The 23,596-nt window shown below is 71.6% G+C and carries 22 protein-coding genes, 1 tRNA gene and 1 riboswitch; of the genes, 16 read left to right on the top strand and 7 right to left on the bottom strand.

What is annotated here, in order from left to right:
• Nucleotides 1-24: 24 nt before the first annotated feature.
• From ACZ5J1_RS13910 to ACZ5J1_RS13895, 4 genes are read left to right on the top strand one after another with little or no spacing between them, the layout of a single operon-like run.
• A complete protein-coding gene (locus tag ACZ5J1_RS13910; protein ID WP_464559769.1) occupies nucleotides 25-1,527 on the top strand; it encodes a molybdopterin-dependent oxidoreductase in 1,503 nt (500 codons plus the stop codon).
• Between the two features lie 59 nt (nucleotides 1,528-1,586).
• The gene (cysS, locus tag ACZ5J1_RS13905) at nucleotides 1,587-3,011 is read left to right on the top strand and encodes a cysteine--tRNA ligase (protein WP_464559767.1); all 1,425 of its coding nucleotides are present in this window, start codon (nucleotides 1,587-1,589) and stop codon (nucleotides 3,009-3,011) included.
• A 27-nt stretch (nucleotides 3,012-3,038) separates the two neighbouring features.
• Nucleotides 3,039-3,995 carry a 23S rRNA (guanosine(2251)-2'-O)-methyltransferase RlmB gene (rlmB, locus tag ACZ5J1_RS13900; protein ID WP_464559765.1) on the top strand — a complete coding sequence of 319 codons (957 nt, stop codon included), beginning with the start codon at nucleotides 3,039-3,041 and terminating at the stop codon, nucleotides 3,993-3,995.
• Nucleotides 3,996-4,026: 31 nt separating this feature from the next.
• Nucleotides 4,027-5,568 (top strand): metallophosphoesterase, encoded by a 1,542-nt coding sequence (locus tag ACZ5J1_RS13895; protein ID WP_464559763.1) that lies wholly within the window; start codon nucleotides 4,027-4,029, stop codon nucleotides 5,566-5,568.
• Here ACZ5J1_RS13895 and ACZ5J1_RS13890 read toward each other — a convergent pair.
• A complete protein-coding gene (locus ACZ5J1_RS13890; RefSeq protein ID WP_464559761.1) occupies nucleotides 5,552-7,360 on the bottom strand; it encodes a glycoside hydrolase family 13 protein in 1,809 nt (602 codons plus the stop codon). The genes ACZ5J1_RS13895 and ACZ5J1_RS13890 overlap by 17 nt on opposite strands.
• Nucleotides 7,361-7,401: 41 nt before the next feature.
• On the opposite strand from ACZ5J1_RS13890, the gene ACZ5J1_RS13885 reads away from it, so the two are divergent.
• The 6 genes from ACZ5J1_RS13885 to ACZ5J1_RS13860 all read left to right on the top strand — a co-directional run bounded on the left by ACZ5J1_RS13885 (nucleotide 7,402) and on the right by ACZ5J1_RS13860 (nucleotide 10,195).
• Nucleotides 7,402-7,475, top strand: a tRNA-Thr gene (locus ACZ5J1_RS13885).
• Between the two features lie 32 nt (nucleotides 7,476-7,507).
• On the top strand, nucleotides 7,508-7,912 hold the full coding sequence (locus tag ACZ5J1_RS13880; protein WP_464559759.1) for an HNH endonuclease signature motif containing protein: 405 nt from the start codon (nucleotides 7,508-7,510) through the stop codon (nucleotides 7,910-7,912).
• Between the two features lie 18 nt (nucleotides 7,913-7,930).
• Entirely contained in the window at nucleotides 7,931-8,674 is a 744-nt protein-coding gene (locus tag ACZ5J1_RS13875; protein WP_464559757.1) for a 2-phosphosulfolactate phosphatase, read from the top strand.
• Between the two features lie 4 nt (nucleotides 8,675-8,678).
• On the top strand, nucleotides 8,679-9,317 hold the full coding sequence (locus tag ACZ5J1_RS13870) for an aspartate/glutamate racemase family protein (RefSeq protein ID WP_464559755.1): 639 nt from the start codon (nucleotides 8,679-8,681) through the stop codon (nucleotides 9,315-9,317).
• Between the two features lies 1 nt (nucleotide 9,318).
• Nucleotides 9,319-9,624 carry an MGMT family protein gene (locus tag ACZ5J1_RS13865; RefSeq protein WP_464559753.1) on the top strand — a complete coding sequence of 102 codons (306 nt, stop codon included), beginning with the start codon at nucleotides 9,319-9,321 and terminating at the stop codon, nucleotides 9,622-9,624.
• Nucleotides 9,617-10,195, top strand: a complete 579-nt coding sequence (locus tag ACZ5J1_RS13860) for a dienelactone hydrolase family protein (RefSeq protein ID WP_464559751.1) — start codon at nucleotides 9,617-9,619, stop codon at nucleotides 10,193-10,195. The genes ACZ5J1_RS13865 and ACZ5J1_RS13860 overlap by 8 nt, the downstream gene beginning before the upstream one ends.
• Before the next feature lie 16 nt (nucleotides 10,196-10,211).
• On the opposite strand, the gene pdxY is transcribed toward ACZ5J1_RS13860, so the two are convergent.
• Genes pdxY through ACZ5J1_RS13830 form a run of 6 tightly spaced genes read right to left on the bottom strand, consistent with a single transcriptional unit; the run spans nucleotide 10,212 to nucleotide 17,195 of the window.
• Nucleotides 10,212-11,060, bottom strand: coding sequence for a pyridoxal kinase PdxY (gene pdxY / locus ACZ5J1_RS13855; protein WP_464559749.1), 849 nt, complete (start codon nucleotides 11,058-11,060; stop codon nucleotides 10,212-10,214).
• Nucleotides 11,061-11,070: 10 nt separating this feature from the next.
• Nucleotides 11,071-11,727, bottom strand: a complete 657-nt coding sequence (locus ACZ5J1_RS13850) for a uracil-DNA glycosylase (protein WP_464564801.1) — start codon at nucleotides 11,725-11,727, stop codon at nucleotides 11,071-11,073.
• 39 nt (nucleotides 11,728-11,766) lie between these two features.
• On the bottom strand, nucleotides 11,767-13,194 hold the full coding sequence (locus ACZ5J1_RS13845; RefSeq protein WP_464559747.1) for a pyridoxal phosphate-dependent decarboxylase family protein: 1,428 nt from the start codon (nucleotides 13,192-13,194) through the stop codon (nucleotides 11,767-11,769).
• Nucleotides 13,191-14,531, bottom strand: a complete 1,341-nt coding sequence (locus ACZ5J1_RS13840) for an MFS transporter (RefSeq protein ID WP_464559745.1) — start codon at nucleotides 14,529-14,531, stop codon at nucleotides 13,191-13,193. Before ACZ5J1_RS13840 ends, ACZ5J1_RS13845 begins: the two co-directional genes overlap by 4 nt.
• A 24-nt stretch (nucleotides 14,532-14,555) precedes the next feature.
• Nucleotides 14,556-15,761, bottom strand: coding sequence for an alpha/beta fold hydrolase (locus tag ACZ5J1_RS13835; protein WP_464559743.1), 1,206 nt, complete (start codon nucleotides 15,759-15,761; stop codon nucleotides 14,556-14,558).
• A 36-nt stretch (nucleotides 15,762-15,797) separates the two neighbouring features.
• Nucleotides 15,798-17,195 carry an alpha,alpha-trehalose-phosphate synthase (UDP-forming) gene (locus ACZ5J1_RS13830; RefSeq protein ID WP_464559741.1) on the bottom strand — a complete coding sequence of 466 codons (1,398 nt, stop codon included), beginning with the start codon at nucleotides 17,193-17,195 and terminating at the stop codon, nucleotides 15,798-15,800.
• Nucleotides 17,196-17,314: 119 nt separating this feature from the next.
• Between ACZ5J1_RS13830 and ACZ5J1_RS13825 the strand changes: the two genes are divergently transcribed.
• The 6 genes from ACZ5J1_RS13825 (at nucleotide 17,315) to ACZ5J1_RS13800 (ending at nucleotide 23,487) form a co-directional block, all read left to right on the top strand.
• On the top strand, nucleotides 17,315-17,605 hold the full coding sequence (locus tag ACZ5J1_RS13825; protein ID WP_464559739.1) for a DUF3263 domain-containing protein: 291 nt from the start codon (nucleotides 17,315-17,317) through the stop codon (nucleotides 17,603-17,605).
• A gap of 23 nt (nucleotides 17,606-17,628) precedes the next feature.
• On the top strand, nucleotides 17,629-18,141 hold the full coding sequence (locus ACZ5J1_RS13820; protein WP_464559737.1) for a LytR C-terminal domain-containing protein: 513 nt from the start codon (nucleotides 17,629-17,631) through the stop codon (nucleotides 18,139-18,141).
• Nucleotides 18,142-18,145: 4 nt separating this feature from the next.
• The gene (locus ACZ5J1_RS13815) at nucleotides 18,146-20,260 is read left to right on the top strand and encodes an acyltransferase family protein (RefSeq protein ID WP_464559735.1); all 2,115 of its coding nucleotides are present in this window, start codon (nucleotides 18,146-18,148) and stop codon (nucleotides 20,258-20,260) included.
• Between the two features lie 64 nt (nucleotides 20,261-20,324).
• Nucleotides 20,325-21,158, top strand: a complete 834-nt coding sequence (gene otsB / locus ACZ5J1_RS13810; protein ID WP_464559733.1) for a trehalose-phosphatase — start codon at nucleotides 20,325-20,327, stop codon at nucleotides 21,156-21,158.
• Nucleotides 21,159-21,174: 16 nt separating this feature from the next.
• Nucleotides 21,175-21,310, top strand: a riboswitch (SAM riboswitch).
• A gap of 11 nt (nucleotides 21,311-21,321) precedes the next feature.
• Nucleotides 21,322-22,569 carry a threonine synthase gene (gene thrC / locus ACZ5J1_RS13805; RefSeq protein ID WP_464559731.1) on the top strand — a complete coding sequence of 416 codons (1,248 nt, stop codon included), beginning with the start codon at nucleotides 21,322-21,324 and terminating at the stop codon, nucleotides 22,567-22,569.
• A 75-nt stretch (nucleotides 22,570-22,644) separates the two neighbouring features.
• Nucleotides 22,645-23,487, top strand: a complete 843-nt coding sequence (locus tag ACZ5J1_RS13800) for an SGNH/GDSL hydrolase family protein (RefSeq protein WP_464559729.1) — start codon at nucleotides 22,645-22,647, stop codon at nucleotides 23,485-23,487.
• Nucleotides 23,488-23,596 lie beyond the last annotated feature (109 nt).

The following is a 23,596-nucleotide window of genomic DNA, read 5'->3' as shown; positions in this document are numbered from 1 at the left end:
AGGTGGGCAGGGCAGAATCGAAGCGTGGACACTCCCTGGGCCCCTCGCGCCGTCGCGGGAGCGGTCGACGCCCTCGCCGGGCTGGCGGTCGCCCACCTGGTCGCGCGGCTGGTCAGCACCCAGGACGGGCCGGTCGAGGCCGTCGGCACCTGGATCATCCGGCACACCCCGGGCTCGGTCGTCGAGGCAGGGATCCAGGCGGTCGGCACCAACGACAAGCCGATCCTGATCGTCGGGATCGTGGTCGCGGTGACCGCGATCATCGCCGGCCTCGCCACCCTGAAGGCGCCGATCTGGCCGCTCCTCGGGATGCTGGTGATGGCCGGGATCGGAGCCGCGGCGATCATCGTGCAGCCGGGCAGTGCCGGGATCCGGCTGCTGCCCGTGCTGGCCGGCCTGATCACCTGGCTGCTGCTGCTCAACCCGCTGCTGGAGCCGCTCGAACGACCCGACGCGGCGTCGCGGCGCTCCTTCATCACCCGGGTCGGTCTGGTCGCCGGGCTCAGCGGCGTCGCGACCGTGCTCAGCCCCCTGGTCGGCAGCGGACGTCGACGGGTCGAGGACGCGCGCCGAGCGCTCTCCATCCCCGGGATCGGTCGGCCGCCGGTGCCGGCGGGTGCCGACCAGGGTCTGGCCGGGCAACCGCCCTGGAACACCGCGACCCGCAGCTTCTACCGGATCGACACCGCCCTGCTGCCGCCCGCCGTCGATCCCGCCTCCTGGACGTTGCGCATCCACGGGATGGTCGACCACCCCCTCGAGCTGACCCTCGACGACCTGCTGGCCCGCGAGCTCACCCAGGACTGGATCACCCTCAACTGCGTCTCCAACACCGTCGGCGGCGACCTGATCGGCAACGCCTGGTGGAGCGGGGTGCGGATCGCCCCGCTGCTGGCCGAGGCCGGCGTCCACGCCGACGCCGACGGCGTCCTCCAGACCAGTCACGACGGCTGGACCTGCCTGACCCCGCTGAGCGCGCTGACCGATGAGCGCAACGCGATGCTCGCGGTCGCGATGAACGGGGAACCGCTCACCATCGAGCATGGCTTCCCGGTGCGGATGCTGGTGCCGGGGCTCTACGGCTACGTCAGCGCGACCAAGTGGCTGATCGACCTCAAGGTCACCACGTTCGACCAGGACGAGGGCTACTGGACGCCCCTGGGCTGGAGCGCCGAGGGGCCGGTCAAGCTCGCCTCCCGGATCGACGTCCCGGGCTCCGGCAGCAGCGTCGAGGCCGACGACGACGGGCAGGTCACGATCGCTGGGGTCGCCTGGCACCAGCACACCGGGATCGAGTCGGTGCAGGTCAGTCTCGACGGCGGCGCGTGGACCGACGCCGAGCTCGCGGTCGAGCCGACGATCGACTCCTGGGTGCAGTGGCGGATCAGCCTGCCGGCCGACCGGGGCAGCCACACCGCCCGGGTCCGGGCCGTCGACGCCGCCGGACAGGTGCAGACCGGGGCCAGCGCGGCTCCCGCACCCAACGGCGCGACCGGTTGGCACAAACGGACCTTCGAGGTCTCCTGAGCCGCACCCCCGACGCGCAGGAATCCCGCCCGGCCCCTGCGCTTCCCTAGACTTGCGGAGTGACCCTCAGGCTGCACGACACCCAGACCGGCGAAGTTCGTGACTTCGTCCCTCTCGTCGACGGCAAGGCTTCGCTCTACGTCTGCGGTCTGACGGTGCAGAGCGAGCCGCACGTGGGTCACGTCCGCAGCGGGGTCAACTTCGACGTGCTGCAGCGCTGGCTGCGCTGGCGGGGCTACGAGGTCACGTTCATCCGTAACGTCACCGACATCGACGACAAGATCCTGACCAAGTCCGCCGACCAGGGCCGGCCGTGGTTCAACCTCGCCTACGACATGTACCGCGAGCTCGACCGCGCCTACGCGAACCTCAACGTCGCGCCGCCGACGTACGAGCCGCTCGCGACCGGGCACATCCCCGAGATGGTCGTCCTGATCGAGGAGCTCATCGCCGCCGGCCACGCCTACCCGGCGCCGGACGGCAGCGGCGACGTGTACTTCGACGTGCGGTCGTGGTCGTCGTACGGCGAGCTGACCCACCAGGCGATCGGCGACATGGAAGCGGCCACCGACGCCGACCCGCGTGGCAAGCGCGACCCGCGCGACTTCGCGCTCTGGAAGGGCCGCAAGGCCTCCGAGCCCGAGACCGCGTCCTGGCCGTCCCCGTGGGGTCCGGGTCGTCCCGGCTGGCACATCGAGTGCTCGGCGATGGCCGGCAAGTACCTCGGTCCGGCCTTCGACATCCACGGCGGCGGGCTGGACCTGCGCTTCCCGCACCACGAGAACGAGCTCGCCCAGTCCCGTGCGGCCGGGCGCCCGTTCGCGAGCTTCTGGATGCACAACGCCTGGATCACCACGGCGGGGGAGAAGATGAGCAAGTCGCTCGGCAACTCCCTCACCATCCCGGCCGTGCTCGAGCGCTACCGCGGCGTCGAGCTGCGCTTCTACCTGGTCGCGGCGCACTACCGCTCGCACGTCGAGTTCTCCTTCGAGTCCCTCGACGAGGCCGCGGCCGGCTTCCGACGGATCGAGGGCTTCCTCGACCGGGCGCTGGCCGCGCTCGGCCCCGAGGACGCCGGTCTGGGAGCCGAGCTCCCGGCCGCCTTCACCGCCGCGATGGACGACGACCTGGGTACGCCGGCAGCGGTCGCGGTCCTCTACGACACCGTCCGCGAGGGCAACAAGATGCTCGCCGACGGCAACCTCGACGCCGTGCACGGCCTGACCGGGTCGATCCTGCTGATGCTCGACGTCCTCGGCCTCAACCCGGCAGACGAGGCGTGGGGGACCACCGGCCTGGACGAGACCGGCGAGAAGCTCACCACCGCCGTCGACGTGCTGGTCCGGTCGCTGATCGATCAGCGCGCCGCCGCACGCGGGGCCAAGGACTGGGCGGCCGCCGATGCGGTCCGCGACCAGCTCAAGGCTGCCGGCATCGAGATCACCGACACCCCTGACGGCCCGCGCTGGGGTCTGTCCTCATGACTTCATCTCCGAACTAAGGAACACCACATGGCAGGCAACTCCTCGCGTCGCGGCGCGATCGTCAAGGGCGGGACCAAGAAGGGCCAGCAGACCGGCTCCGGCGGCAACCGACGCAAGGGTCTGGAGGGCAAGGGCCCGACCCCGAAGGCGTCCGACCGTCCGTACCACAAGGCGCACAAGAAGGCCGCCGGCGCCGAGAAGGCCGCGGCCAAGCGGTCGGCCCCGCGCAAGCGGTCCACCTCCGACGCCGAGTGGATCATCGGGCGCAACCCGGTCGTCGAGGCGCTGCGCGAGGGTGTCCCGGTCAACGCGGTCTACGTCGCCGAGGGCGCCGAGCGCGACGGGCGCCTGCGTGAGGCCTTCCAGCTGGCTGCCGAGATGGGCATCTCCCTGCTCGAGGTCTCGAAGACCGAGCTCGACCGACTCACCGGCTTCAACGGGCACCAGGGCCTCGCGGCTCGGGTGCCGGCGTACGAGTACGCCCACGCCGACGACCTGCTCGACACCGCCGAGTCGCGCAACGAGGTGCCGCTGATCGTCGTGATCGACCACGTCACCGACCCGCGCAACCTCGGCGCGATCATCCGCTCCGCCGCCGCCTTCGGCGCCCACGGTGTGGTCATCCCCGACCGTCGCGCCGCCGGCATGACGGCCGCCGCCTGGAAGACCGCGGCCGGTGCCGCGGCACGGATGCAGGTCGCGCAGACGGTCAACGTCACCCGCCAGCTCAAGATCTACCAGGACGCCGGCTGCCAGGTCGTCGGACTCGACATGGACGGTGACTTCGACCTGCCCGCGATCGGCGACTACGCCACCGGCCCGCTGGTGGTCGTCGTCGGCGCCGAGGGCAACGGGATCGGCCGTCTGGTGCGCGAGACCTGCGACCAGATCGTCTCCATCCCGATGGTGAACTCGGTCGAGTCGCTCAACGCCGGGGTCGCCGCCTCGGTCGTGCTCTACGCCGTCGCGCAGGCTCGCGGCTGAGACGCCGCACGGACCTGCCGATCAGGAGTTCATGAAACACCGGATCCTCCGAGCCGCGGCCTGGGTGGCCGTGTGGCTGGTGCTGTCCGGAATCGCGTTCGTCCTGGTGCTGTCGGGCTCCAGCCGGCAGACCACCTTCCTGTCCCACCAGGCCCAGATCGCGCCGACCCTGTCGCTGCGCCATCCGGGCCAGGTGGTGATCCACACCGGTCCGGTCCTGCCCGACGTCCGGATCCCGTCGGGGGCTCCGATCGCGGTCGAGGTGACCCTGGGCAAGACCACGGCCTCCTCGATGGAGGAGCTGGCCGACCGGTACGCCTTCCTGGCCAGCTCCGCCGACGGCGAGCGGGACAAGCTCGCCTCGGTCGTGCGGGACATGATCCTCGACGCCGCCCTGCGGGCCCTGGTGATCGGTGCGCTGCCGCTGCTGGCCTGGCGCCTGATCGGGTCGACCCGGCGCCGTGAGCTCCGCCAGCGGCTCCGGACCCGGCAGGGAGTGATCGCGGCCGGGCTCGTGATCGGGTTCGGGGCAGCCCTGGTCGTGCTGGCCTGGCAGCCCTGGGTGAACCGCTCCGACGTCGTCGAGTCCGACGACTGGATCCCGTTGACCGACTACCTCGGGGCCGGGGTGAGCGTGCCGCCCGAGCTCACCCAGGTCGAGGTGCGGGGCGACGTCTCGGGGGCCGAGGCCCGTCGACTGATCGAGTCGATGATCTCCTCCTACTCGACCTCGCGGGCCTTCTACGCCTCCGCCGCCGACCGGGCCGACGAGCTCGCGGTCCAGCTGCGGCAGCCGACCGAGGGCGACACGGTGGTGCTGGTCGTCACCGACCGGCACGACAACATCGGGATGGACCAGGTGGCGCGCGCGATCGGCGACACCGGCGGCGCCACCGCGGTCTACGACCTGGGGGACGACACCTCGACCGGATCGGCCTGGGAGGCGTTCTCGCTCGACTCGGTGACCGCGGCGTTCAGCGACTGGGACCGCTGGGCGGTGCCGGGCAACCACGACCACGGCGGGTTCGTCGCCCAGACCCTCGACGACGACGGCTGGACGGTCCTCACCGGTGAGGTCGAGGACGGGCCCGCGGACTCAGTGCTGCTCGGCGCTCCGGACCCCCGCTCGTCGGGCCTGGGGGACTGGCGGACCCAGACCGGGCTCACCGTCACCGAGACCGGCGAGAAGCTGGCCGACATCGCGTGCGAGTCCGGCGACGAGGGTCGCCGCGTCACGACCCTGCTGGTGCACGACGCCAACATGGGTGCCGAGTCCCTGGCCCGTGGCTGCGTCGACCTGGTCCTGGCCGGACACGTGCACCTCTTCGAGGGCCCCGACGCGGTCACCGGCAGCAACGGCCAGACCGGCTGGAGCTACACCACCGGGACGACGGGCGGAGCCGCCTACGCCTTCGCGCTGGGATCCAAGCCGCGTCGGGAGGCCGGGGTCTCGCTGGTCACCTACCGGGACGGGCGCCCGATCGGGGTGCAGGGCGTCCGGTTGGAGACCAACGGCGCCTTCCTGGTCGACCCGTGGCAGCCGTTGAACCCGGCGATCACCCCAGCAGACTGATCCGCAGCCGCGGACCGGCGGCGTCGGTCGCCAGCAGCACCTCGCCCGCCAGACCCGCCGGAGGCAGCTCGCCGGCGACCCGCGTCGCCTCGATCAGCAGCGTTCCTTCGGGGTGCTCGCGCAGGAACGCGACCCGGTCGGGGTCGACGTACGCCCAGCGCAGGCTGCCCTCCTGCAACGCCACCTGCTGGCGGCGCAGGCGGGCCAGGGCGGCGTAGGTGTCGAAGGTCGTGGTGTCCCACTGCTCGCGCTGGTCCCACGGCATCGTGCGACGCGAGTCCTCGCCGTTGACGCCCTCGAGTCCGAGCTCGTCGCCGGCGAAGACCATCGGAACGCCGGGCAGGGTGAAGAGCAGCCCGGCCGCGACCCGGTGCACCTGCGGGTCGCGCACGAGCGTGCGGATCCGGGCCGAGTCGTGCGAGGAGAGGATGTTCCAGCTCTGCTGGGCAGCCCGCCAGCCGTACCGGGCGCGCCACTCGCGCAGGCCGTCCAGCATCGAGTCGGCGCCACGGCGCCCGACGGCGACGGGGCGCCCGAAGGGACGGGCCTCGGTCGACTCGGCACGGAGCCAGGACCAGACCGGCCAGGAGAAGCCGGAGTAGTTCATCGTGCCGTGCCAGCCGTCGCCGTCGATGTCGGTCGAGGCGTCGTGGTTGTGCTCCCCGATCAGCCAGCCGTTCGGGTTGAGCTCGGTGATGGTGCGCCGGATGGTCCGGGCGACGTCGTGGTTGACGTCGGTCGCACCGAGCCGGCCGCTCATGTTGGCCACGTCGATCCGCCAGCCGTCGAGGAAGTAAGGCGCCCCCAGCCAGCGGCCGACGGTGGACTCAGGCCCCTCGATCATGGCGGCGCGCATGCCCGGGTCGGTGTGGTCGAGCTTGGGCAGCGTCGGGTAGCCCATCCAGGTCTCGTAACGAGCGTCGTCCCCGGTGGCATCGTCGTGGAAGTAGTACCAGTCCCGGGTGGGGGCCTCGTCGTCCGCACGGGCGCTGGTGAACCACTCGTGGGTGTCGCCGGTGTGGTTGGCGGTCAGGTCACCGATCAGGTGCATGCCGCGGGCGACGAGCGCGTCGGCCAGCCGGGCGTAGGCCTCGTTCCCGCCGAGCAGCGGGTCGACCTCGTCGAAGGTGCTCGCGTTGTAGCGGTGGTTGGACTCACCCGGGAAGACCGGCGTCGTGTAGAGCGTCGTGACGCCCAGGGCCTGGAGGTGGTCGAGGTGCTCGATGATCCCGTCGAGGTCGCCGCCGAAGAAGCCGAGCCAGGTCCGGTCGTCGGTGCCCTCGAAGCTCGGTCTCTCGTCCCACGCCTGGGGCTTCGCCCAGCCGGGGGTGGGGCGCTCGTCGGCCGCTGCGCTGCGGGCGAACCGGTCCGGGAAGACCTGGTAGACCACCGCCGCCCGGGTCCAGGGCGGAGCCGGGGCGTGGGTGGAGAGCTTGAAGTCGAAGGTGTCGCTCGGGTCGTGCGTCGTGATGCCGGCGCCGGTCAGCCAACGCTGCTCGCCGGTGTCGGTGGCCAGCAGCCAGCGGTAGTGGGTGATCGGGTTGTGGCACTCGACCGTGACCTCCCACCAGACGCCGTCCTCGGTGGTCGAGTGACCGCGCAGCGGTTGTATCGAGACCTTCGCCTCGCGGTAGATCGGCTCGGCGTCGTACGTGGTGCGGAGCCAGACCTGGGTCGCCGGGTCGTCGGTGGTGACCCGCATCCGGAGCGTCACGGTCTCGTCGAGGGCGGGGCTCTGCGTCGAGCAGTAGAGCGGGGATCCGTCGTGATGGGGCTCGGCGAGGAGGTCCATGGGGACATTCAATAGGATGTGCCCGCATCTCATGATGCGACGCCTCGTTAGCACAGTGGTCGTGCGGCGGCTTTGTAACCCGTTGACGTCGGTTCGATTCCGGCACGAGGCTCCAGACCTGTCGGTGGCGCGTCCTAGTGTCACGCCATGGCCACCTGTCTCGGATGTGGCGTCGAACTGACGAAGCGCCACCAGCTCCGCTTCTGCAGCAACGCCTGCCAGCGAGCCATGGAGCGGCGCGAGAAGACCCGTCGCTGGTTGGAGACGGGGCAGGCCACGGTCGCCAGCCATCAGGGGCACTACATCCGAGACTTCATCCGACAGGACCAGGACAACGTGTGCGCCATCTGCGGGGCACCGGCCGAGTGGCAGGGACTCCCGCTCTCGTTCGTCCTCGACCACATCGACGGCGACGCCTCCAACAACCGACGCGACAACCTCCGCCTGGTCTGCCCCAACTGCGACAGTCAGCTGCCGACCTTCAAGGCCCGCAACCGCGGCAAGGGCCGGGCATGGCGCAAGCAGCGCTACGCCGACGGCAAGTCGTACTGATCGGGCAGGATCGTCAGCGTGAGCGAGTTCGACGAGACTCATCGACAGTCCGAGGCGCGCGTCCGCTTCGAGTGGGGCCCGACCGGCGCTCGCGCCACCCAGCCGACGGCGGTCGCCGTCGTGGTCGACGTGCTCTCCTTCACGACCTCGGTCAGCGTCGCGGTCGAGCGGGAGGTCGAGATCTATCCGGCCCGGTGGCGCGACGAGCGTGCCGCAACGCTGGCGCACGAGCTGGGTGCCGACCTGGCTCGGACCAGGGCCGACGGGCTGTCGCCGGTCGCGATGGCGGATCGCCCACCCGGCCGACTCGTGCTGCCCTCGCCCAACGGTGCGACCGTGTCGGCGCTGCTCGCCGAGGAGGGCGCGGAGGTAGTCGCCGGTTCGCTGCGCAACGCCACCGCCGTCGCCCGGTGGATCCTCGCCTCGGGCGCCGAGAACGTAGCCGTGATCGCTGCCGGGGAGCGGTGGCCCGATGACACGCTCCGGCCGGCCGTCGAGGATCTCTGGGGCGCCGGCGCCGTGATCAGCGCCCTGATCGAGGGCGGGATGGACGGGGTGAGCCCTGAGGCCCAGGTCGCCGCGGACGCCTTCCGGGCGGTGCGTGCCGATCTCGACGCGAGCCTCGGCGGCAGTGCCAGTGGCCGGGAGCTGGTGGCACGCGGCTTCGCCGGCGACGTACGCATCGCCGGAGAGCTCGACGCCAGCATCGTCGTGCCGGTGCTGCGCGAGGGCCGCTTCATCGGGAGCGGTCTGGCAGGGTGAAGCCGTGGTGACCCTCGGATTCCTGCACACCGCCCAGGTCCACGTCGCGGCGTTCGACGGTCTCGTGGACGACGTCGTCGGAGTGGATGCCGTGGCACTCCACCTGGTCGAGCCCGAGCTGCTCGACCGCGCCCGGACCCACGGCCCGACCCCGGAGCTCGCGGGCGACGTCGCCGCCGCCCTGGCCACCCTGGTCGCCGACGGCGCCGAGATCGTCGTCTGCACCTGTTCGACCCTCGGCCCGATCGCCGAGCAGGTCGACTCCGCCGTACCGGTGCTGCGCGTGGACCGCCCGATGGCGCGGGCCGCCGTCGCGTCCGGCGCCCGGATCGGTGTCGTCGCCGCCCTGGAGTCGACGCTCCTGCCGACGGCCGACCTGCTCGCGGACGAGGCACGTCGTGCGGGGGCGTCGCCGCAGCTCGTCGAGCGTGCCGTGCCGGAGGCGTGGGCCGCGTTCGAGGCGGGAGACGGCGACGGCTACCTCGCCCAGATCGCCACGGCTGCGCGCGAGCTGGCACCGTCGGTGGACGTCGTCGTCCTCGCCCAGGCCAGCATGGCCGGAGCCGTCGCTCTGCTCGACGACCTCGAGGTGCCCGTGCTCGCCTCGCCGCGCCTGGCCGTCCACGCCGCCGCGGGGTGCTGAGATGCCCGGCATCCCGGAGGACTTCATCGAGGACGTGCTCGCCGTCGTCGAGCGCATCCCGGCCGGCCTCGCCGTGACGTACGGCGACATCGCGGCGTTCCTCGAACGCGGTGGACCGCGCGGGGTCGGAGGCGTGATGGCCCTGGAGGGCCACGGCGTGCCGTGGTGGCGGGTGGTGCGGGCGAACGGAACTTTGCCGTCCCATTTGATGATTGATGCCCAGGAGCACTGGCATGTCGAGGGCACGCCGGTCCATCGTGGAAGTGTCAACCTCCGCGAAGCCCGATGGGAGATCTCCGATGGCTGAGATCGTGCTGTTCCACCACGCAGGCGGGCTGATGCCCGGCGTCCTCGAGTTGGCCGACAAGTTGCGGGTGGTGGGTCACACCGTGCACACCCCCGACCTGTTCGAGGGCCACACGTTCGCCGACGTCAACGCTGGCGTCGCCTGGGCGCAGCAGGCCAACAAGGAGGCAGGCGGGGAGCTCTTCTCCGGCCGCGCCAAGGCGTTCGTCGACACGGTGCCCACCGACGAGCTGGTCTACGGCGGCCTGTCGATGGGCTGCGCCCGCGCCGCCGAACAGGTCCTCCTGCGCAAGGGCGCGTTGGCGGCGTTCTTCCTCTACGGAGTCGTCGACCCGGCCTGGTGGGACCGGCAGTGGCCGGCCGCCGTCCCGGCCGAGGCGCACCTGACCGAGTCCGACCCGTGGCGCGAGGAGGAGGCCGAGGAAGGCTTCCGTGCCCGGATCCCGCGGCACGAGCTGTTCACCTACCCGGGGCAGGGCCACCTGTTCATGGAGCCCGGCCACCCCGACTACGACGAGGAGCTCGCCCACATCGTGACGAGCTCGCTGATCGACTTCCTCGACGAGGTCTGATCAGCGCAGGCAGCGCTCAGCGGAGCCGACGGACCTCGAACCGGGTCGGCGGAATCGCGATGTCGTCCTGGGAGGCGACGAGCTCGAGCTCGCGGCGTCCCGACTCCAAGGTCCGCTCCAGGATCGCGAAGAGCGTGTTCGCGGTGTGCCCGAGCGCGGTCGGCGTCGAGCCGGTCGCCAGCAGGTGCGCGAGGTAGACGGCCGCGGTCACGTCCCCGCCCCCGTTCGGCGTGATCGGCAGCAGCGGGGTGGTGACGGCCCAGGCGCCGTCGTCGTCGACCGCGACCAGGTCGAGCTCGCGGTGCTCCGACGTCACCACCGAGGTGACCAGCACGTTCCGCGGCCCCGCGGCGCGGACCGCATCGACCGCGGACAGGACCTCCTCCACCGTGGAGGTGGCCTCGACGCCGGCGAGGAAGTTCAGCTCGAAGTGGTTGGGCGTGATCACGTCCGCGGCCGGCACCACCTCGTCGCGCATGAACTCCGGGATCCCGGGGCGCACGAACATGCCGCGACCGACGTCGCCCATCACCGGGTCGCAGGCGTAGATCGCCCGCGGGTTGGCGGCCTTGACCCGACGTACGGCGTCGAGGACCACGGCCCCGACGGCCGGATCGCCCTGGTAGCCCGACAGCACCGCCGAGACAGTCGCGAGCGCGGCGCGCTCGTCGATGCCGTCGATCACCGCGGCCACGTCCTCGGCGTCGACCACCGGCCCGCGCCAGGCGCCGTACCCGGTGTGGTTGCTGAAGTTGACCGTCAGGACCGGCCAGACCTCGTGGCCCAGTCGCTGCAGTGGAAAGACGGCGGCGGAGTTGCCGACGTACCCGAACGCGACGTGGGACTGGATCGAGAGGATCTGCATGGACCCATCCTCAGACCGGAGGTAGCGACCAGTCCATCTCCGGAGCACCCTGCTCGACCAGCAGCGCGTTCGTCCGGGAGAAGGGCCGCGACCCGAAGAAGCCCCGATGGGCCGACAGCGGTGAGGGGTGCACCGACTCGATGGTGGCCACCCCCGCCAGCTGCGGCCGCAGCGACTGCGCCTGCCGGCCCCACAGGATCGCCACCAACGGCCCGCCGCGGCGGGCCAGCACCTCGACCGCGGCAGCCGTGATCGGCTCCCAGCCCTTCCCGGCGTGCGAGGCTGGGGCGCCGGGGCGCACGGTGAGGGAGCGGTTGAGCAGCATCACCCCGCGGTCGGCCCACGCGGACAGGTCGCCGTGCTCGGGCGGGGTCACCCCGAGGTCGGAGGCGAGCTCGGTGTAGATGTTGCGCAGCGACACCGGGAGCGGGCGGACGTGCGACTCCACCGCGAACGACAGGCCGATCGGGTGCCCGACCGTCGGGTACGGGTCCTGGCCGACGATCAGCACCCGCACCTCGGCCAGCGGCCGCTGGAACGCCCGGAAGACCAGCTCGCTCGCGGGCAGGTAGGGCCGCCCGAGGGCGCTCTCGGCGCGCAGGAAGTCGCCCACCGCCCCGATCTGCTCGTCGACCGGGGCGAGCGCCTCGGCCCAGTCGGGAGCCATCAGTCCGGCCTCGACCAGGGCGGCGATCGTGCTCACGACTCAGCGTCCGTTCGGGCGGCTCAGCTGATCCAGGAACGACCGGACGACCGCCTCGCGGGTGGCCGGCGAGGCGAGGTTGAGCAGGGCGTTGATCGGCGCCATCCGCTCGGGCAGTCCTTCACCCGCACCCATCCCGGCCATCGCCAGGATGCCGTTCCACTCCTCCTCGCTCAGGGTGGCGACGTCGAGGTTCCCCACGAACTCGGCCATCCCCGGGTCGATCTCGAGGGGGCCGGCGGCCCGGGCCGCATCGACCGACTCGCGCAGCGCGCCGAGGAACTCCGGGACGTGCTGCAGGGTCGCGGCCGAGAGCGAGAGGTGCGCGTTGGCGGGGGAGGAGCCGAAGGCGTGCTGCGGCTGGATGTGCCAGCCACGGGCGTTGACCTCGTCGATCAGGGTGAAGACGTCCATCGTGTCGTCGGTGACGAACGCGATCAGCGTCGAGTCGGGCTGGGAGAGCAGGTCGAGACCGTCGATGGCCGCGATCCCCGCCGCCATCTGGTCGGTGGCTGCGAAGACCTGGCGGCCCAGCTCGAGGTAACCCTCGTCGCCGAGCTGCTGCACGACCGCCCAGGCGCCGGCCAACGGGCCGCCGGACTTGGTCGACTGCAGGGTCGTGTTGATCACCGTGTAGCCGGGCCAGGTGGCGGTGGCGAAGAACTGCGACCGGCGCAGCTCGGAGGTGCGGTGCAGCAGGATCGAGGTGCCCTTGGGGGCGTAGCCGTACTTGTGGATGTCCATCGAGATCGAGGTGACACCCGGCACCGCGAAGGTCCACGGCCGCACGTCGCGTCCCAGCCGGCTCGCGAAGGGGAGCACCCAGCCGCCGATGCAGGCGTCGACGTGGCAGCGCACCCCGCGGGCCGCGGCAGCCTCGGCGATCTCGGTCACCGGGTCGATCACGCCGTGCGCGTACGACGGCGCGCTGGCCACCACCAGGACGCAGGTCTCGTCGATCGCGGCGATGGTCGCGTCCACGTCGGCCCGGAAGTCGGCGCCGACCTCGACCACGACCGCCTCGACACCGAAGTAGTGCGCCGCCTTGTGGAACGCGGCGTGGGCGGTCGTGGGGATCACCATCCGGGGCCGGGTGATCTCCGGATGGGCGTCCCGCGCCGCCAGCACGGCCAGCAGCACCGATTCGGTGCCGCCGGAGGTGACCGTCCCGACGGCGCCGTCGGGGCCGTCGACGAGGGAGAGGGCGTAGCCGATCAGGTCGTTCTCCAGCTCGACCAGGCTCGGGAACGCCGACGGGTCGAGCCCGTTGGACCCGGCATAGGCGGCGACCGCCTCCCGGGCGACCCGGTCGACCTCGGGCAGGCCGGCGTCGTACACGTAGGCGAGGGTGCGGCCACCGTGCACCGGCAGGTCGGCCTGCTGGGCGGCGGCGAGGCGGGCCAGCACGTCGTTGGACGGGGAGGAGGTCATCGGGAGGTCCCTTCCGGGGTGAGTTCGAGGTCGAGGTCGTAGGAACGCAGCCACCACAGGCTCGCCGCGATCAGCAGCGCCGGCAGCAGGGAGAAGCCGAGCACGATCGCGGTGACGGCGCCGGAGGACTGGGTGATGTCGCCCCCCTCGGAGGAGGCGTAGCCACCGAGCGCCAGGACGAGCGCGTACAGGCCGGGGCCGACCGCGAGACCGAGCGTCTCCCCGGCGGTCCAGATACCGGTGAAGACGCCGATCCGGCTGGCGCCGCTGGTGCGGGCGTCCTCGGCGGCCACGTCGGGCAGCATCGCCATCGGGAACACCTGGGCGCCGGCGTAGCCGATCCCGGCCAGGCCGACGGCGGCGAACACGATCGCGTGCGCCTCGTGCCGGGCACCGATCAGGGTCAGGGCGGCCACCACGAGCATCACCGAGGCGGCCACGTAGCAGCGCTTCTTGCCGAAGCGGCGCCCGAGCGCGGCCCACACCGGGGTGAGGAGCAGACCGGGGGCGACGAAGCAGACGAAGAGGATGGTCGACATCCCGCCGGCGTTGTCCTTGGCCGGATCGGCCAGCACGTGCCGGGCGATGTAGTCGACGCCGGCGAGCATGGCGCCGAAGCCCAACGCCTGGACCACGAAGGTGATCAGCAGCACCCGGAAGTCGCGGACCTTGGCGATCACCGTCAGCTGGTCGCGCAGTCGGCCCGCGGCGGGCTCGATGGTGCGCGAGGTCGTCCTGCGGGTCCCGAAGTAGGCGCCGAGGACACCGATGAGCAGGACACCCGCCATCACGAACCCCATCACCCGGTAGCCGTCGCGGCCGCCGATCGCGTCCCGGATCGCCGGCGCCGTACCTCCGGCGAGCAGGATCGCCAACGCCAGCAGCCCGACCCGCCAGGCCAGCAACGAGGTGCGCTCAGCCGGGTCGTCGGTGATCTCGGCCGGCATGGCGACGTACGGGACCTGGAAGAAGGCGTAGGCGGTCGCGGTCAGGAAGAACGCGATCAGCACCCACCCGACGCTGGCGAACACCGGCAGGTCGGGGGCGGCGAAGAGCAGCGCGAAGCCGGCCACGATGCCGAGCCCGCCGCGCAGCAGCCAGGGCCGACGGGGGCCGCGGGGATCCACGGTGCGGTCCGAGATCCGACCGGCGATCGGGTTCAGCACCACGTCCCAGGCCTTGGGCAGCAGCACCAGCAGTCCCGCCAGGACCGGGGCGACACCGAGGGTGTCGGTCAGGTAGGGCAGCAGCATCAGCCCCGGGACGGTGCCGAAGGTCCCGGTGGCGACCGAGCCGGCGCCGTAGCCGGCTCGGACCCGGGTTGAGAGGTGCGTCACACCCCTGTTTCTACAGGGCCGCCCTCAGGTGGCCGCAGACCGGGACGAACGTCCCAGGCCGCGGGAGTTGGCCGAGGAGTACCGGCGCTTCGGGTTCGACCCGATCGAGGGGCCCGACGCGCCGGTCCCGGGGGCGGTCTCCGGGGACGGGTTCTGGCTGTCGTGCTGGACGATCCAGTCGAGGAGGTGGCGCCAGGTCGTGCCCCGCGCCTTGCGTCCGGTGAGCATGCCCAGGTGTCCTCCGGGGACGATCTCGAACCGGACCTCCGGCGCACCGGTCAGCAGGCCCGTCACCGCCTCGACCGCCCGCACCGGCGCGATCCCGTCGCCGGCGCCACCGAACAGCAGGGTCGGGACCCGCAGGTCACCGAGCCGCACCGTCCGGTCGCGCAGCTCCACGAGGCCGCCGTTGATCAGGAAGTTGCCTCGGAAGAAGCGGTGGAAGAGCTGCCCGAAGGTCCGCCCGGGGTAGGCCGTCATGTTGGCGGTGAAGTGGTCCACGGCTTCGATCTGGGCGAGGAAGTCGGTGTCGTCGAGGTGGCTCGCGATCGCCCACGGCTTGGTGATCAGCTTGTCGACGGAGGTCAGCTGGAACGCCCACCGCACCAACGGCTTCGGCGCCCCGCCGAGCATCTGGTAGGTGGCGGTGACGATCCGTCCGTCGGTGAGGTCGACCAGCGGTCGGACGGGTGCCATCAACGGCACCCGGGAGACGTCGAAGGGGGAGCCGACGATGGTCAGGGAGGCGACCGGCAGAGCGGGGTCGGCGGCCAGCGACAGCGTCGCGAAGATGCCGCCGAGGGACCACCCGACGACGTGCACGGGGCGCCCGCCGGCGTCGCGGGAGGCTGCCCGGATCGCCTCGGGGACGACCTCGTCGACCCAGTGCTCCACGCCGAGCGAGCGGTCACGGAAGGAGACCTCGCCGTACTCCACCAGGTAGGTGCGCCGGCCCAGACCGACCAGGTGCTCGGCCAGGGAGCACCCGCGGCGCAGGTCGTAGCAGATCGCCGGCGCCGCCAACGGGGTCACCAGCAGGATCGGATCGCCGACCTCGGGGACCTCGCCGTCGGCGCGGTACCGGTAGAGCTCACGCAGATGACCCTCGTCGATCAGCGTCCGCGGCATCGGCCGCAGGTCGGCCACGCCGCCGTAGAGGGCCTTGTGGGCGACGTTGCCGGCGGCGGAGACCAACGTCGAACGAGCAGGGAGGCGAGGGAGCAATCGCACACCCGACAACGTAGGTCATCCGTCAACCGACAGGTGTCACTGCGGCGCGGTCGGGGTCTCCAGCTCGGTCATGAACGAGCGTGCCCAGGCGGCGACGTCGTGCCGCTGGATGGTGGCCCGCATGGCGCGCATCCGGCGGGCCAGCTCGTCCGGCTCGGCGTGGTAGGCCTCGAGCAGGGCCGCCTTCATCCCGTTCAGGTCGTACGGGTTGATCAGCCAGGCCTGACGCAGCTCCTCGGCCGCGCCGGCGAACTCGGACAGGACCAGCGCGCCGTCGTCGTCGACCCGGGTGGCGACGTACTCCTTGGCGACCAGGTTCATCCCGTCGCGGTACGGCGTGACGACCATGATGTCGGCCATCCGGTAGAGCGCCGCCATCTCCTCCCGCGGGTACGACGAGTGCAGGTAGTGGATCGCGGGCTGACCGATCCGGCCGAGATCGCCGTTGAGCCGCCCGACCAGCTGCTCAAGCTCGTCACGCAGGTTGATGTAGTGCTCGACCGCCTCACGGCTGGGCACCGCGACCTGGACGAAGACCGCGTCCTCGACGTCGAAGTGGCCGTCCTCCATCACCTCGCCGAACGCCTTGAGCCGGGCCAGGATGCCCTTGGTGTAGTCGAGTCGGTCCACGCCGAGGAAGACCTTGCGCGGATTGCCGAGCGCCTCCCGGATCTCCTTGGCGCGCTCCTCGACCGCCGGGGTGGTGGCCAGCTCCTCGAACCCGCGGGCATCGATCGAGATCGGGTACGCCGCCGCGCGGACGCGTCGCCCGTCGGGGAGGAGCACCTCCTCGCCCTCGGTCGGGTGCCCGACCCGGTCCTTCACCAGGCGGCGGAAGTTGGCTGCCGCCTCCGGGAGCTGGAAGCCGACCAGGTCGGCGCCGAGCAGACCCTCGAGGATCTGGCGGCGCCAGGGGAGCTGCTGGAAGAGCTCGGCCGGGGGGAACGGGATGTGCAGGTAGAAGCCGATCTTGAGGTCCGGGCGCAGGTCGCGCAGCATCGCCGGCACCAGCTGCAGCTGGTAGTCGTGCACCCAGACCGTGGCGCCCTCGGCGGCGAGGTCGGCGACCTTGGCGGCGAAGCGTCGGTTGACGTGCTGGTACATGTCCCACCACTCGCGGTGGAACTCCGGCTTGGCGACCAGGTCGTGGTACAGCGGCCACAGGGTGCCGTTGGACATGCCCTCGTAGTGGCCCTCGATCTCGTCGGTCGACATCGAGATCGGGACCAGCTTGAGCCCGCCGGACTCGAACGGCTCGAGGTCGGTCTCGGTGCCACCCGGCCAGCCCACCCAGATGCCGTCGTGCAGGCTCAGAACGGGCTCGATCGCGCTGACCAGTCCGCCCGGCGACGTGCGCCAGGTCGGCTCGCCTGTGGGCGACTCGACCCGGTCGACGGGGAGTCGGTTCGCTACGACCACGAGGTCGGCTGCCATGTCTCGACCCTAGCCGGTCGCCGGGCGCTCCGAGCGCCCTCCCCGCCTCAGTCGTCCCATCTGTCACAGGCGGGCGGGTTGAACTACATACCTGTCATTCGCTCGTCTACAGTGGCGCTATGTCTGCGACGCCTGCCCGCCACGAGCCCGTGGTCACGAGTGAGCTCAGCGACCGTGACCGCGAGATCCTCGACTTCGAGCGCCAGTGGTGGAAGTACGCCGGCGCCAAGGAGACCGCGGTCCGGGAGAAGTTCAACATGTCGGCGACCCGCTACTACCAGGTGCTCAACGCCCTGATCGACCGCCCGGAGGCGCTCGCCGCGGACCCGCTGCTGGTCCGTCGTCTGCGCCGCCTGCGTGCCGCCCGCCAGCGGCAGCGCTCGGCCCGTCGTCTCGGCTTCGAGATCTGAGCTCCACGCCAGGTGCGTCTGTGATGTCCGTACGTCGACCGAGTAGCTCCCAGCGGGGCTTCGTCCTGCCCTCCCCGGTGGTGCTGCTGAGCATCGTGGCCGTGGTGATGGCCGGCGTCGCCTTCTTCGTCACCCGCGACAGCGGCGACGCCGTCGTCGCGATCCCGACCGCGCCGTTGACCTCCTCGGCCAGTGCGTCCGCGAGCCCGAGCGTCACCCCGACCCCGGCGGCCAGCCCGACCCCGACCGTCGCGCCGGTCAAGCGCGGCAAGGTCGACGTGGTGATCTTCAACAACACCGCGATCAGCGGACTGGCCGGCACCGTGAGCGACCGGGCCGAGAAGATCGGCTGGGACGTCGTCGGTGCCGACAACTGGCACGGTTCGGTCCCGGCCACCACCGTCTACTACCCGCGCAAGCTCAAGGCGGCCGCCAAGCAGCTGGCCCTGGACCTGGGGATCAAGCGCACCGCACCGGCGCAGAGCCCGATGTCGAAGTCGCGCGTGACGGTCATCCTCACAGGACCACTCGACTAGGTCGATGACCGCGCTCGAGGCTCCTGCCGAGTCGGGTAGTACGACGACCTCGGTCGAGACCGAGGTCGTCGCGCCGAGCCGTCACGAGGACCAGCCCCGCCGACGCAAGCGGGGCGACATCCAGGGCCTGCGCGCGCTCGCGGTCGCGCTGGTCGTCGCCGACCACATGGGGCTGCCCGGGATGGACGGCGGCTTCCTCGGGGTCGACGTCTTCTTCGTCATCTCCGGGTTCCTGATCACCGGGCTGGTCCTGCACGAGGCACGCTCCCGGGGCCGGATCTCGCTCTCGGGCTTCTGGGCCCGCCGGGCCCGACGGGTGCTGCCCGCCGCCACGCTCGTCCTGCTGGCGACCCTGGCCGCGACCGCCTACTGGGAGTCCGTCGCCACGACGGAGCAGGCGGCGAAGGACGCGGTCTGGTCGGCCGGCTTCCTCGCCAACGTCCACCTCGCGATGCAGGGCACCGACTACTTCGCCAACGCCGCACCGTCGATGTTCCAGCACTACTGGTCGCTCGCGGTCGAGGAGCAGTTCTACCTCGCCTGGCCGATCGTGCTGGTCCTCGCCGTGCGCTGGGGGGTGGGCAAGTGGCGGATGCTCGCCATCGTCGGCACCGTCACGCTCGCCTCCTTCGCCTGGGCCCTGCACATCACGCCGCTGGACCCTTCGACGGCCTACTTCAACACGCTGGCTCGGGGCTTCGAGTTCGGCGGGGGAGCCTGCCTGGCGGTCCTCGCCCCGCGGTTCCCGCGCTGGATGCAGTGGCTCCTGGGCTTCGCCGGCGCCGCCCTGCTGACGGTCGCGGTGGTCACGTTCAGCAGCGACTCCCCGTTCCCTGGCTGGCGGGCCGCGATCCCGATGCTGGCCACCATGGCGCTGCTGGCCGCACCGCAGGGGCCGGTCTCCCAGGTGCTGCGCTGGGCACCGCTGCGGGCGCTCGGCACGATCTCCTACTCGGTCTACCTCTGGCACTGGCCGGTGCTGCTGCTGGCGCCGGCCCGACTGCCGGCCGGCTGGAGCGAGACCGAGCGGGACCTGGCGATGGTCGGGATCGTGCTGCTGCTGTCCCTGCTGTCGTGGGCACTGCTCGAGGTGCCCTTCCAACGAGGCTGGATCCCCGGCCTGCGGGGTCGGGGCGCGCTCGTGCTCTGGCCGGTGACCTTCGCGCTGGTGGTCGGGGCCGGCTTCGGCGCCACCGCCTACGCCCAGGACCGGCTCGACCAGCGCAACGCCGCCGCAGCGGCCTGGCAGGAAGCGCACCCGGAGCCGACGCCCGCAGCCGCGGCCGCCGCGCCCAGGCTGAGCGAGACCATCGACGCCGCCCTGGACCAGGCCCGCGCCGGCGCCCCGCTGCCGCCCTTCGACCCCGCCGCGCACCGGTCCGACTTCTGGCGCACCGGCTTCGGCTGCTTCGCCGACCAGGCCGACAGCACGGCGCCGACGTGCACCTACGGCGACACCCAGGCCGATCGCGTGGTCGTGGTGCAGGGCGACTCCCACGCCGGCATGTGGCTGCCCGCCCTGGACGCGCTGGGCAAGCAGCAGCACTTCCAGGTGGTGCCGCTGATCAAGCTCGGGTGCGCGCCGTACTTCGTCCCGCAGACCTCGAGCGGGGATCCCTTCCCGACCTGCGCCGCGTTCCGACTGTGGGCGGTGGCGAAGATCCAGGCACTGCGCCCCGACGCCGTGGTGGTGGCCGGCCGTGGGTTCTACGAGACCTCCCCGCGGGCCGGCCAGACCATGGAGCAGACCTGGAACTGGTCGGTGGAACGGCTGATCACCCAGATCGCGCCCGCCACGGGTCAGGTCGTCGTCCTGGGCGACCTGCCGGCGCGGACCGAGCCGCTCGACGTCTGCGCCACCACCCCGGGCAACACCCAGTCCTCGTGCGTGGCCCCGGCCACCGGCGACGGGATCCGCAGCAACCCGTTCACCGAGGCGGCCGCGACCAAGGCGGGCGCCCGGTTCGTCGACACCGTCGGCCTGGTCTGCTCGAACGGACAGTGCCCGGCCGTGGTCGACGGGACCTGGACCTACTTCGACGACGACCACCTCGCCGCCTCCTGGGTGCGACACGTCGCCGGCGAGCTGGGCGACCGGATCGGGCCGCTGTTCGAGTGATGTTCGCCGCTTCCGGGCGCCGACCATTGCCGCGGACACCGCCTGCTGTGGAACGCTGCACGACATGCGTTGGGTGTCGCCGGAGGGAGAACGCCGTTACTCGGCCCTGGTCGAGGTCGGCCACGGGGCGCTGATCGCGCTCGACTTCGACGGCACGCTCTCCCCGATCGTGGACGACCCGACCCGGGCACGGATCCACCCCGCGGCGGCCGAGGTGCTCATCTCGCTGGCCCCGCTGGTCGGTGCCATCGCCGTGGTCACGGGCCGCCCCGCACGCCAGGTGCTCGACCTCGGCGGGCTCGAGGAGGTCGCCGACCGGATGGCCGAGCTCGGCTGCGAGCTGCGGGTCTTCGGCCAGTACGGCGCCGAGCACTGGACCGCCTCGCACCGCACCATCGTCGGCCCCCGGCCGCCGGTGGGACTGGCCTCCTTCCTGCGCGAGCTGCCCAAGGTGCTGCGCGACGCGAACGCCTCCGAGGCGTACGTCGAGGAGAAGGGGCTCGCCGTCGCCGTCCACACGCGGCGGCTCGCCGACGCCGACGCGGCCTTCGCCCGCCTGCTGCCCCCGCTGACCCGGGCCGCCGAGTCCCACGACCTCGAGGTCGAGCCCGGGCGGGCGGTGATCGAGATCCGCGACGGATCGATGGACAAGGGGCTCGTGGTCGACCGGCTGATCACCGGGCTGCCCGCCACCGGGGTCCTCTTCGCCGGGGACGACCTGGGCGACCTGGAGGCCTTCGAGACCATCACCGCGTGGCGGGGCGAGGGGCTGCCCAGCCTGCTGGTCTGCTCCGGCTCCGACGAGGAGGGGGCGCTGGCGGCGCTCGCCGACCTGGTCGTGCCCGGGCCCGACGGCGTGCTCGACTTCCTGAAGCGATTGGCACGCGATCTCTCCTGACCGCTACAGTGACCCCAGCTCATCGAGAGGGACTGAGGGAACGGCCCAGTGAAGTCCCGGCAACCGACCGCGAGTCTCCTCCCCGTCAAGGGTGGGTCGCGGAGCAGGTGCTAAATCCGGCCTGTGCGACCGTCGCCCAGGGAAGATGAGGAGGAGGTTTCTCATGAGCACTGGTCCCCGTCAGGGTGCGTTCGGTAACGCCACTGCCCTTGCCTGTCGTGAATGCGGCACGCAGATCGACCTCGGTCCCCACTACGCCTGTCCGGAGTGTTTCGGCCCCCTCGAGGTGGCCTACGACTTCCCGACGATCACCCGTGAGGAGATCGCCGCCGGCCCGGCCAACATCTGGCGCTACAAGGCGCTGCTGCCGGTCCCGGCCGACATCGAGTCCAGCCCCAACACCGAGCCCGGCTTCACCCGCCTGATCGAGGCGAAGAACCTGGCCGCCGAGCTGGGCATCTCGCGGCTCTGGGTGAAGGACGACTCCACCAACCCGACCAACTCGTTCAAGGACCGGGTCGTGGCCTGCGCCCTGAGCGCCGCGGTCGAGCTGGGCGCCAAGGTGTTCGCCTGCCCCTCGACCGGCAACCTGGCCAACGCCGTCGCTGCCGCCGGGGCCCGCGCCGGGATCCCGACGGCCGTCTTCATCCCGAGCAACCTCGAGCAGCCCAAGCAGATCAACTCCGCGATCTTCACCGACCGCCTGGTCGCCGTCGAGGGCAACTACGACGACGTGAACAAGCTCGCTCAGGAGATCGCCGCCGAGGAGGAGGGCTGGGCGTTCGTCAACGTCAACGTGCGCCCCTTCTACGCCGAGGGCTCCAAGACGCTGGGCTACGAGATCGCCGAGCAGCTCGGCTGGCGCCTGCCCGACCAGGTCGTCATCCCGGTCGCGTCCGGCTCGCAGCTGACCAAGGTGCACAAGGCCTTCCAGGAGCTGATCAAGCTCGGTCTGGTCGAGGCCAAGGACTACCGGATCTTCGGTGCGCAGGCCACGGGCTGCAACCCGGTCTCGACGGCGTACAAGGCCGGCGTGGACGCGATCCGGCCGGTCAAGCCCGACACCATCGCCAAGTCGCTCGCGATCGGCAACCCCGCCGACGGCATCTACGTCCTCGACATCGCCCGCACCACGCACGGCGCGGTCGAGGAGGTCACCGACGACGAGATCCGTGACGGCATCGTGCTGCTGGCGCGCAGCGAGGGCATCTTCACCGAGACCGCCGGTGGCACCACGGTCGCGGTGACCAAGAAGCTGGTCGAGACCGGCCAGCTCGACCCGACCCTCGAGACGGTGATCATCAACACCGGCCACGGTCTCAAGACCCTGGACTCGATCGCCGACCGCGTCGGCCCCGCCGCCACGATCGCGCCCAACTACGACGCCTTCGAGGCCGCGAACATCATCTGAGCGCGAAACCCGGGTTTCGTACCGTCGAAACCCGGGTTTCGCCCAGGGTTCACGTCCGGCGGATAGACACCGGATGTGGATCGCAACGGTCGGCTGCTGATCGGGGTCGGTGCCTCGGCCGCAGTCATCGGCGGAGTCAGTGCTCTCGCGATGGGCGGGTTCGTCGCGCTGCTCAAGCGCCAGGCGGCCCAGGCCCGCGAGACGATCGGGAAACCGCTGGGCGAGGTCGCGATCCCGGCCGACAAGGTCTACCGCCGCCGTCACGGCGCCGGCGTGGAACCGCTCGACCTGCTGGTGCTGGGTGACTCGATCGCTGCCGGGCTGGGCGCCGACCGGGCCAAGGGCACCCTCGGCGCCCGCCTCGCCAAGGAGCTCGCCGACCGGATCCACCGACCGGTGCGGCTGCGCACGGTCGCGAAGGTCGGCGCCGAGACCTGGATGATCCAGGAGCAGCAGCTCGCCATCCTCGAGCCCGGCTACCGCCCCGAGCTGGCCGTCCTGATCGTGGGCGGCAACGACGTCACCCACCGGATCCCGGTGGCCGAGTCGGTCGCCTCGCTCACCGAGGTCATCGACGCCCTCCGCGGTCGCGGCGCAGCGGTCGTGGTCGGCACCTGCCCCGACCTGGGGGCGCTACGACCGCTGCCGGATCCGTTGCGCAGCCTGGCCGGACGGGCCTCGCGGCTGCTCGCGGCCGCGCAGGGCGAGGCGGCGCAGAGTGCCGGGGCCCACGTCGTGTCGCTGGCCCAGGTGGTCGGGCCGTTCTTCGAGACCAACCCCGACGACATGTTCGCCATCGACCAGTTCCACCCGAGCGAGCTGGGCTACCGCCGTACGGCGGAGGCGTTCCTGCCCTCGCTGCTGGCGGCGTTGGGGGAGCGGGACTCGGTGCCGTTCGGGCACCGGCTGCCGATCTGAGAGGCCCTCGCGAACGGCCCCTCTCCTTGCACTCTCAGGGGTCGAGTGCTAAACATGAATCTGGCACTCTCGACCGGAGAGTGACAACCAATGAACTTCGATCCACGAA

This window comes from Nocardioides sp. JCM 18999, assembly GCF_055391175.1.
This window is presented reverse-complemented; position numbering and strand designations above follow the sequence as displayed.

Bases quoted from the DNA above. Each gene is read 5' to 3' on its own strand.
- ACZ5J1_RS13820 (WP_464559737.1), top strand. From the start codon at position 17,629: ATGTCCGTACGTCGACCGAGTAGCTCCCAGCGGGGCTTCGTCCTGCCC.
- ACZ5J1_RS13825 (WP_464559739.1), top strand. From the start codon at position 17,315: ATGTCTGCGACGCCTGCCCGCCACGAGCCCGTGGTCACGAGTGAGCTC.
- ACZ5J1_RS13860 (WP_464559751.1), top strand. From the start codon at position 9,617: ATGGCTGAGATCGTGCTGTTCCACCACGCAGGCGGGCTGATGCCCGGC.
- ACZ5J1_RS13830 (WP_464559741.1), bottom strand. From the start codon at position 17,195: ATGGCAGCCGACCTCGTGGTCGTAGCGAACCGACTCCCCGTCGACCGG.
- pdxY (WP_464559749.1), bottom strand. From the start codon at position 11,060: ATGCAGATCCTCTCGATCCAGTCCCACGTCGCGTTCGGGTACGTCGGC.
- ACZ5J1_RS13895 (WP_464559763.1), top strand. From the start codon at position 4,027: ATGAAACACCGGATCCTCCGAGCCGCGGCCTGGGTGGCCGTGTGGCTG.
- ACZ5J1_RS13815 (WP_464559735.1), top strand. From the start codon at position 18,146: ATGACCGCGCTCGAGGCTCCTGCCGAGTCGGGTAGTACGACGACCTCG.
- rlmB (WP_464559765.1), top strand. From the start codon at position 3,039: ATGGCAGGCAACTCCTCGCGTCGCGGCGCGATCGTCAAGGGCGGGACC.
- ACZ5J1_RS13890 (WP_464559761.1), bottom strand. From the start codon at position 7,360: ATGGACCTCCTCGCCGAGCCCCATCACGACGGATCCCCGCTCTACTGC.
- ACZ5J1_RS13880 (WP_464559759.1), top strand. From the start codon at position 7,508: ATGGCCACCTGTCTCGGATGTGGCGTCGAACTGACGAAGCGCCACCAG.
- thrC (WP_464559731.1), top strand. From the start codon at position 21,322: ATGAGCACTGGTCCCCGTCAGGGTGCGTTCGGTAACGCCACTGCCCTT.
- ACZ5J1_RS13845 (WP_464559747.1), bottom strand. From the start codon at position 13,194: ATGACCTCCTCCCCGTCCAACGACGTGCTGGCCCGCCTCGCCGCCGCC.
- otsB (WP_464559733.1), top strand. From the start codon at position 20,325: ATGCGTTGGGTGTCGCCGGAGGGAGAACGCCGTTACTCGGCCCTGGTC.
- ACZ5J1_RS13850 (WP_464564801.1), bottom strand. From the start codon at position 11,727: ATGGCTCCCGACTGGGCCGAGGCGCTCGCCCCGGTCGACGAGCAGATC.
- ACZ5J1_RS13865 (WP_464559753.1), top strand. From the start codon at position 9,319: ATGCCCGGCATCCCGGAGGACTTCATCGAGGACGTGCTCGCCGTCGTC.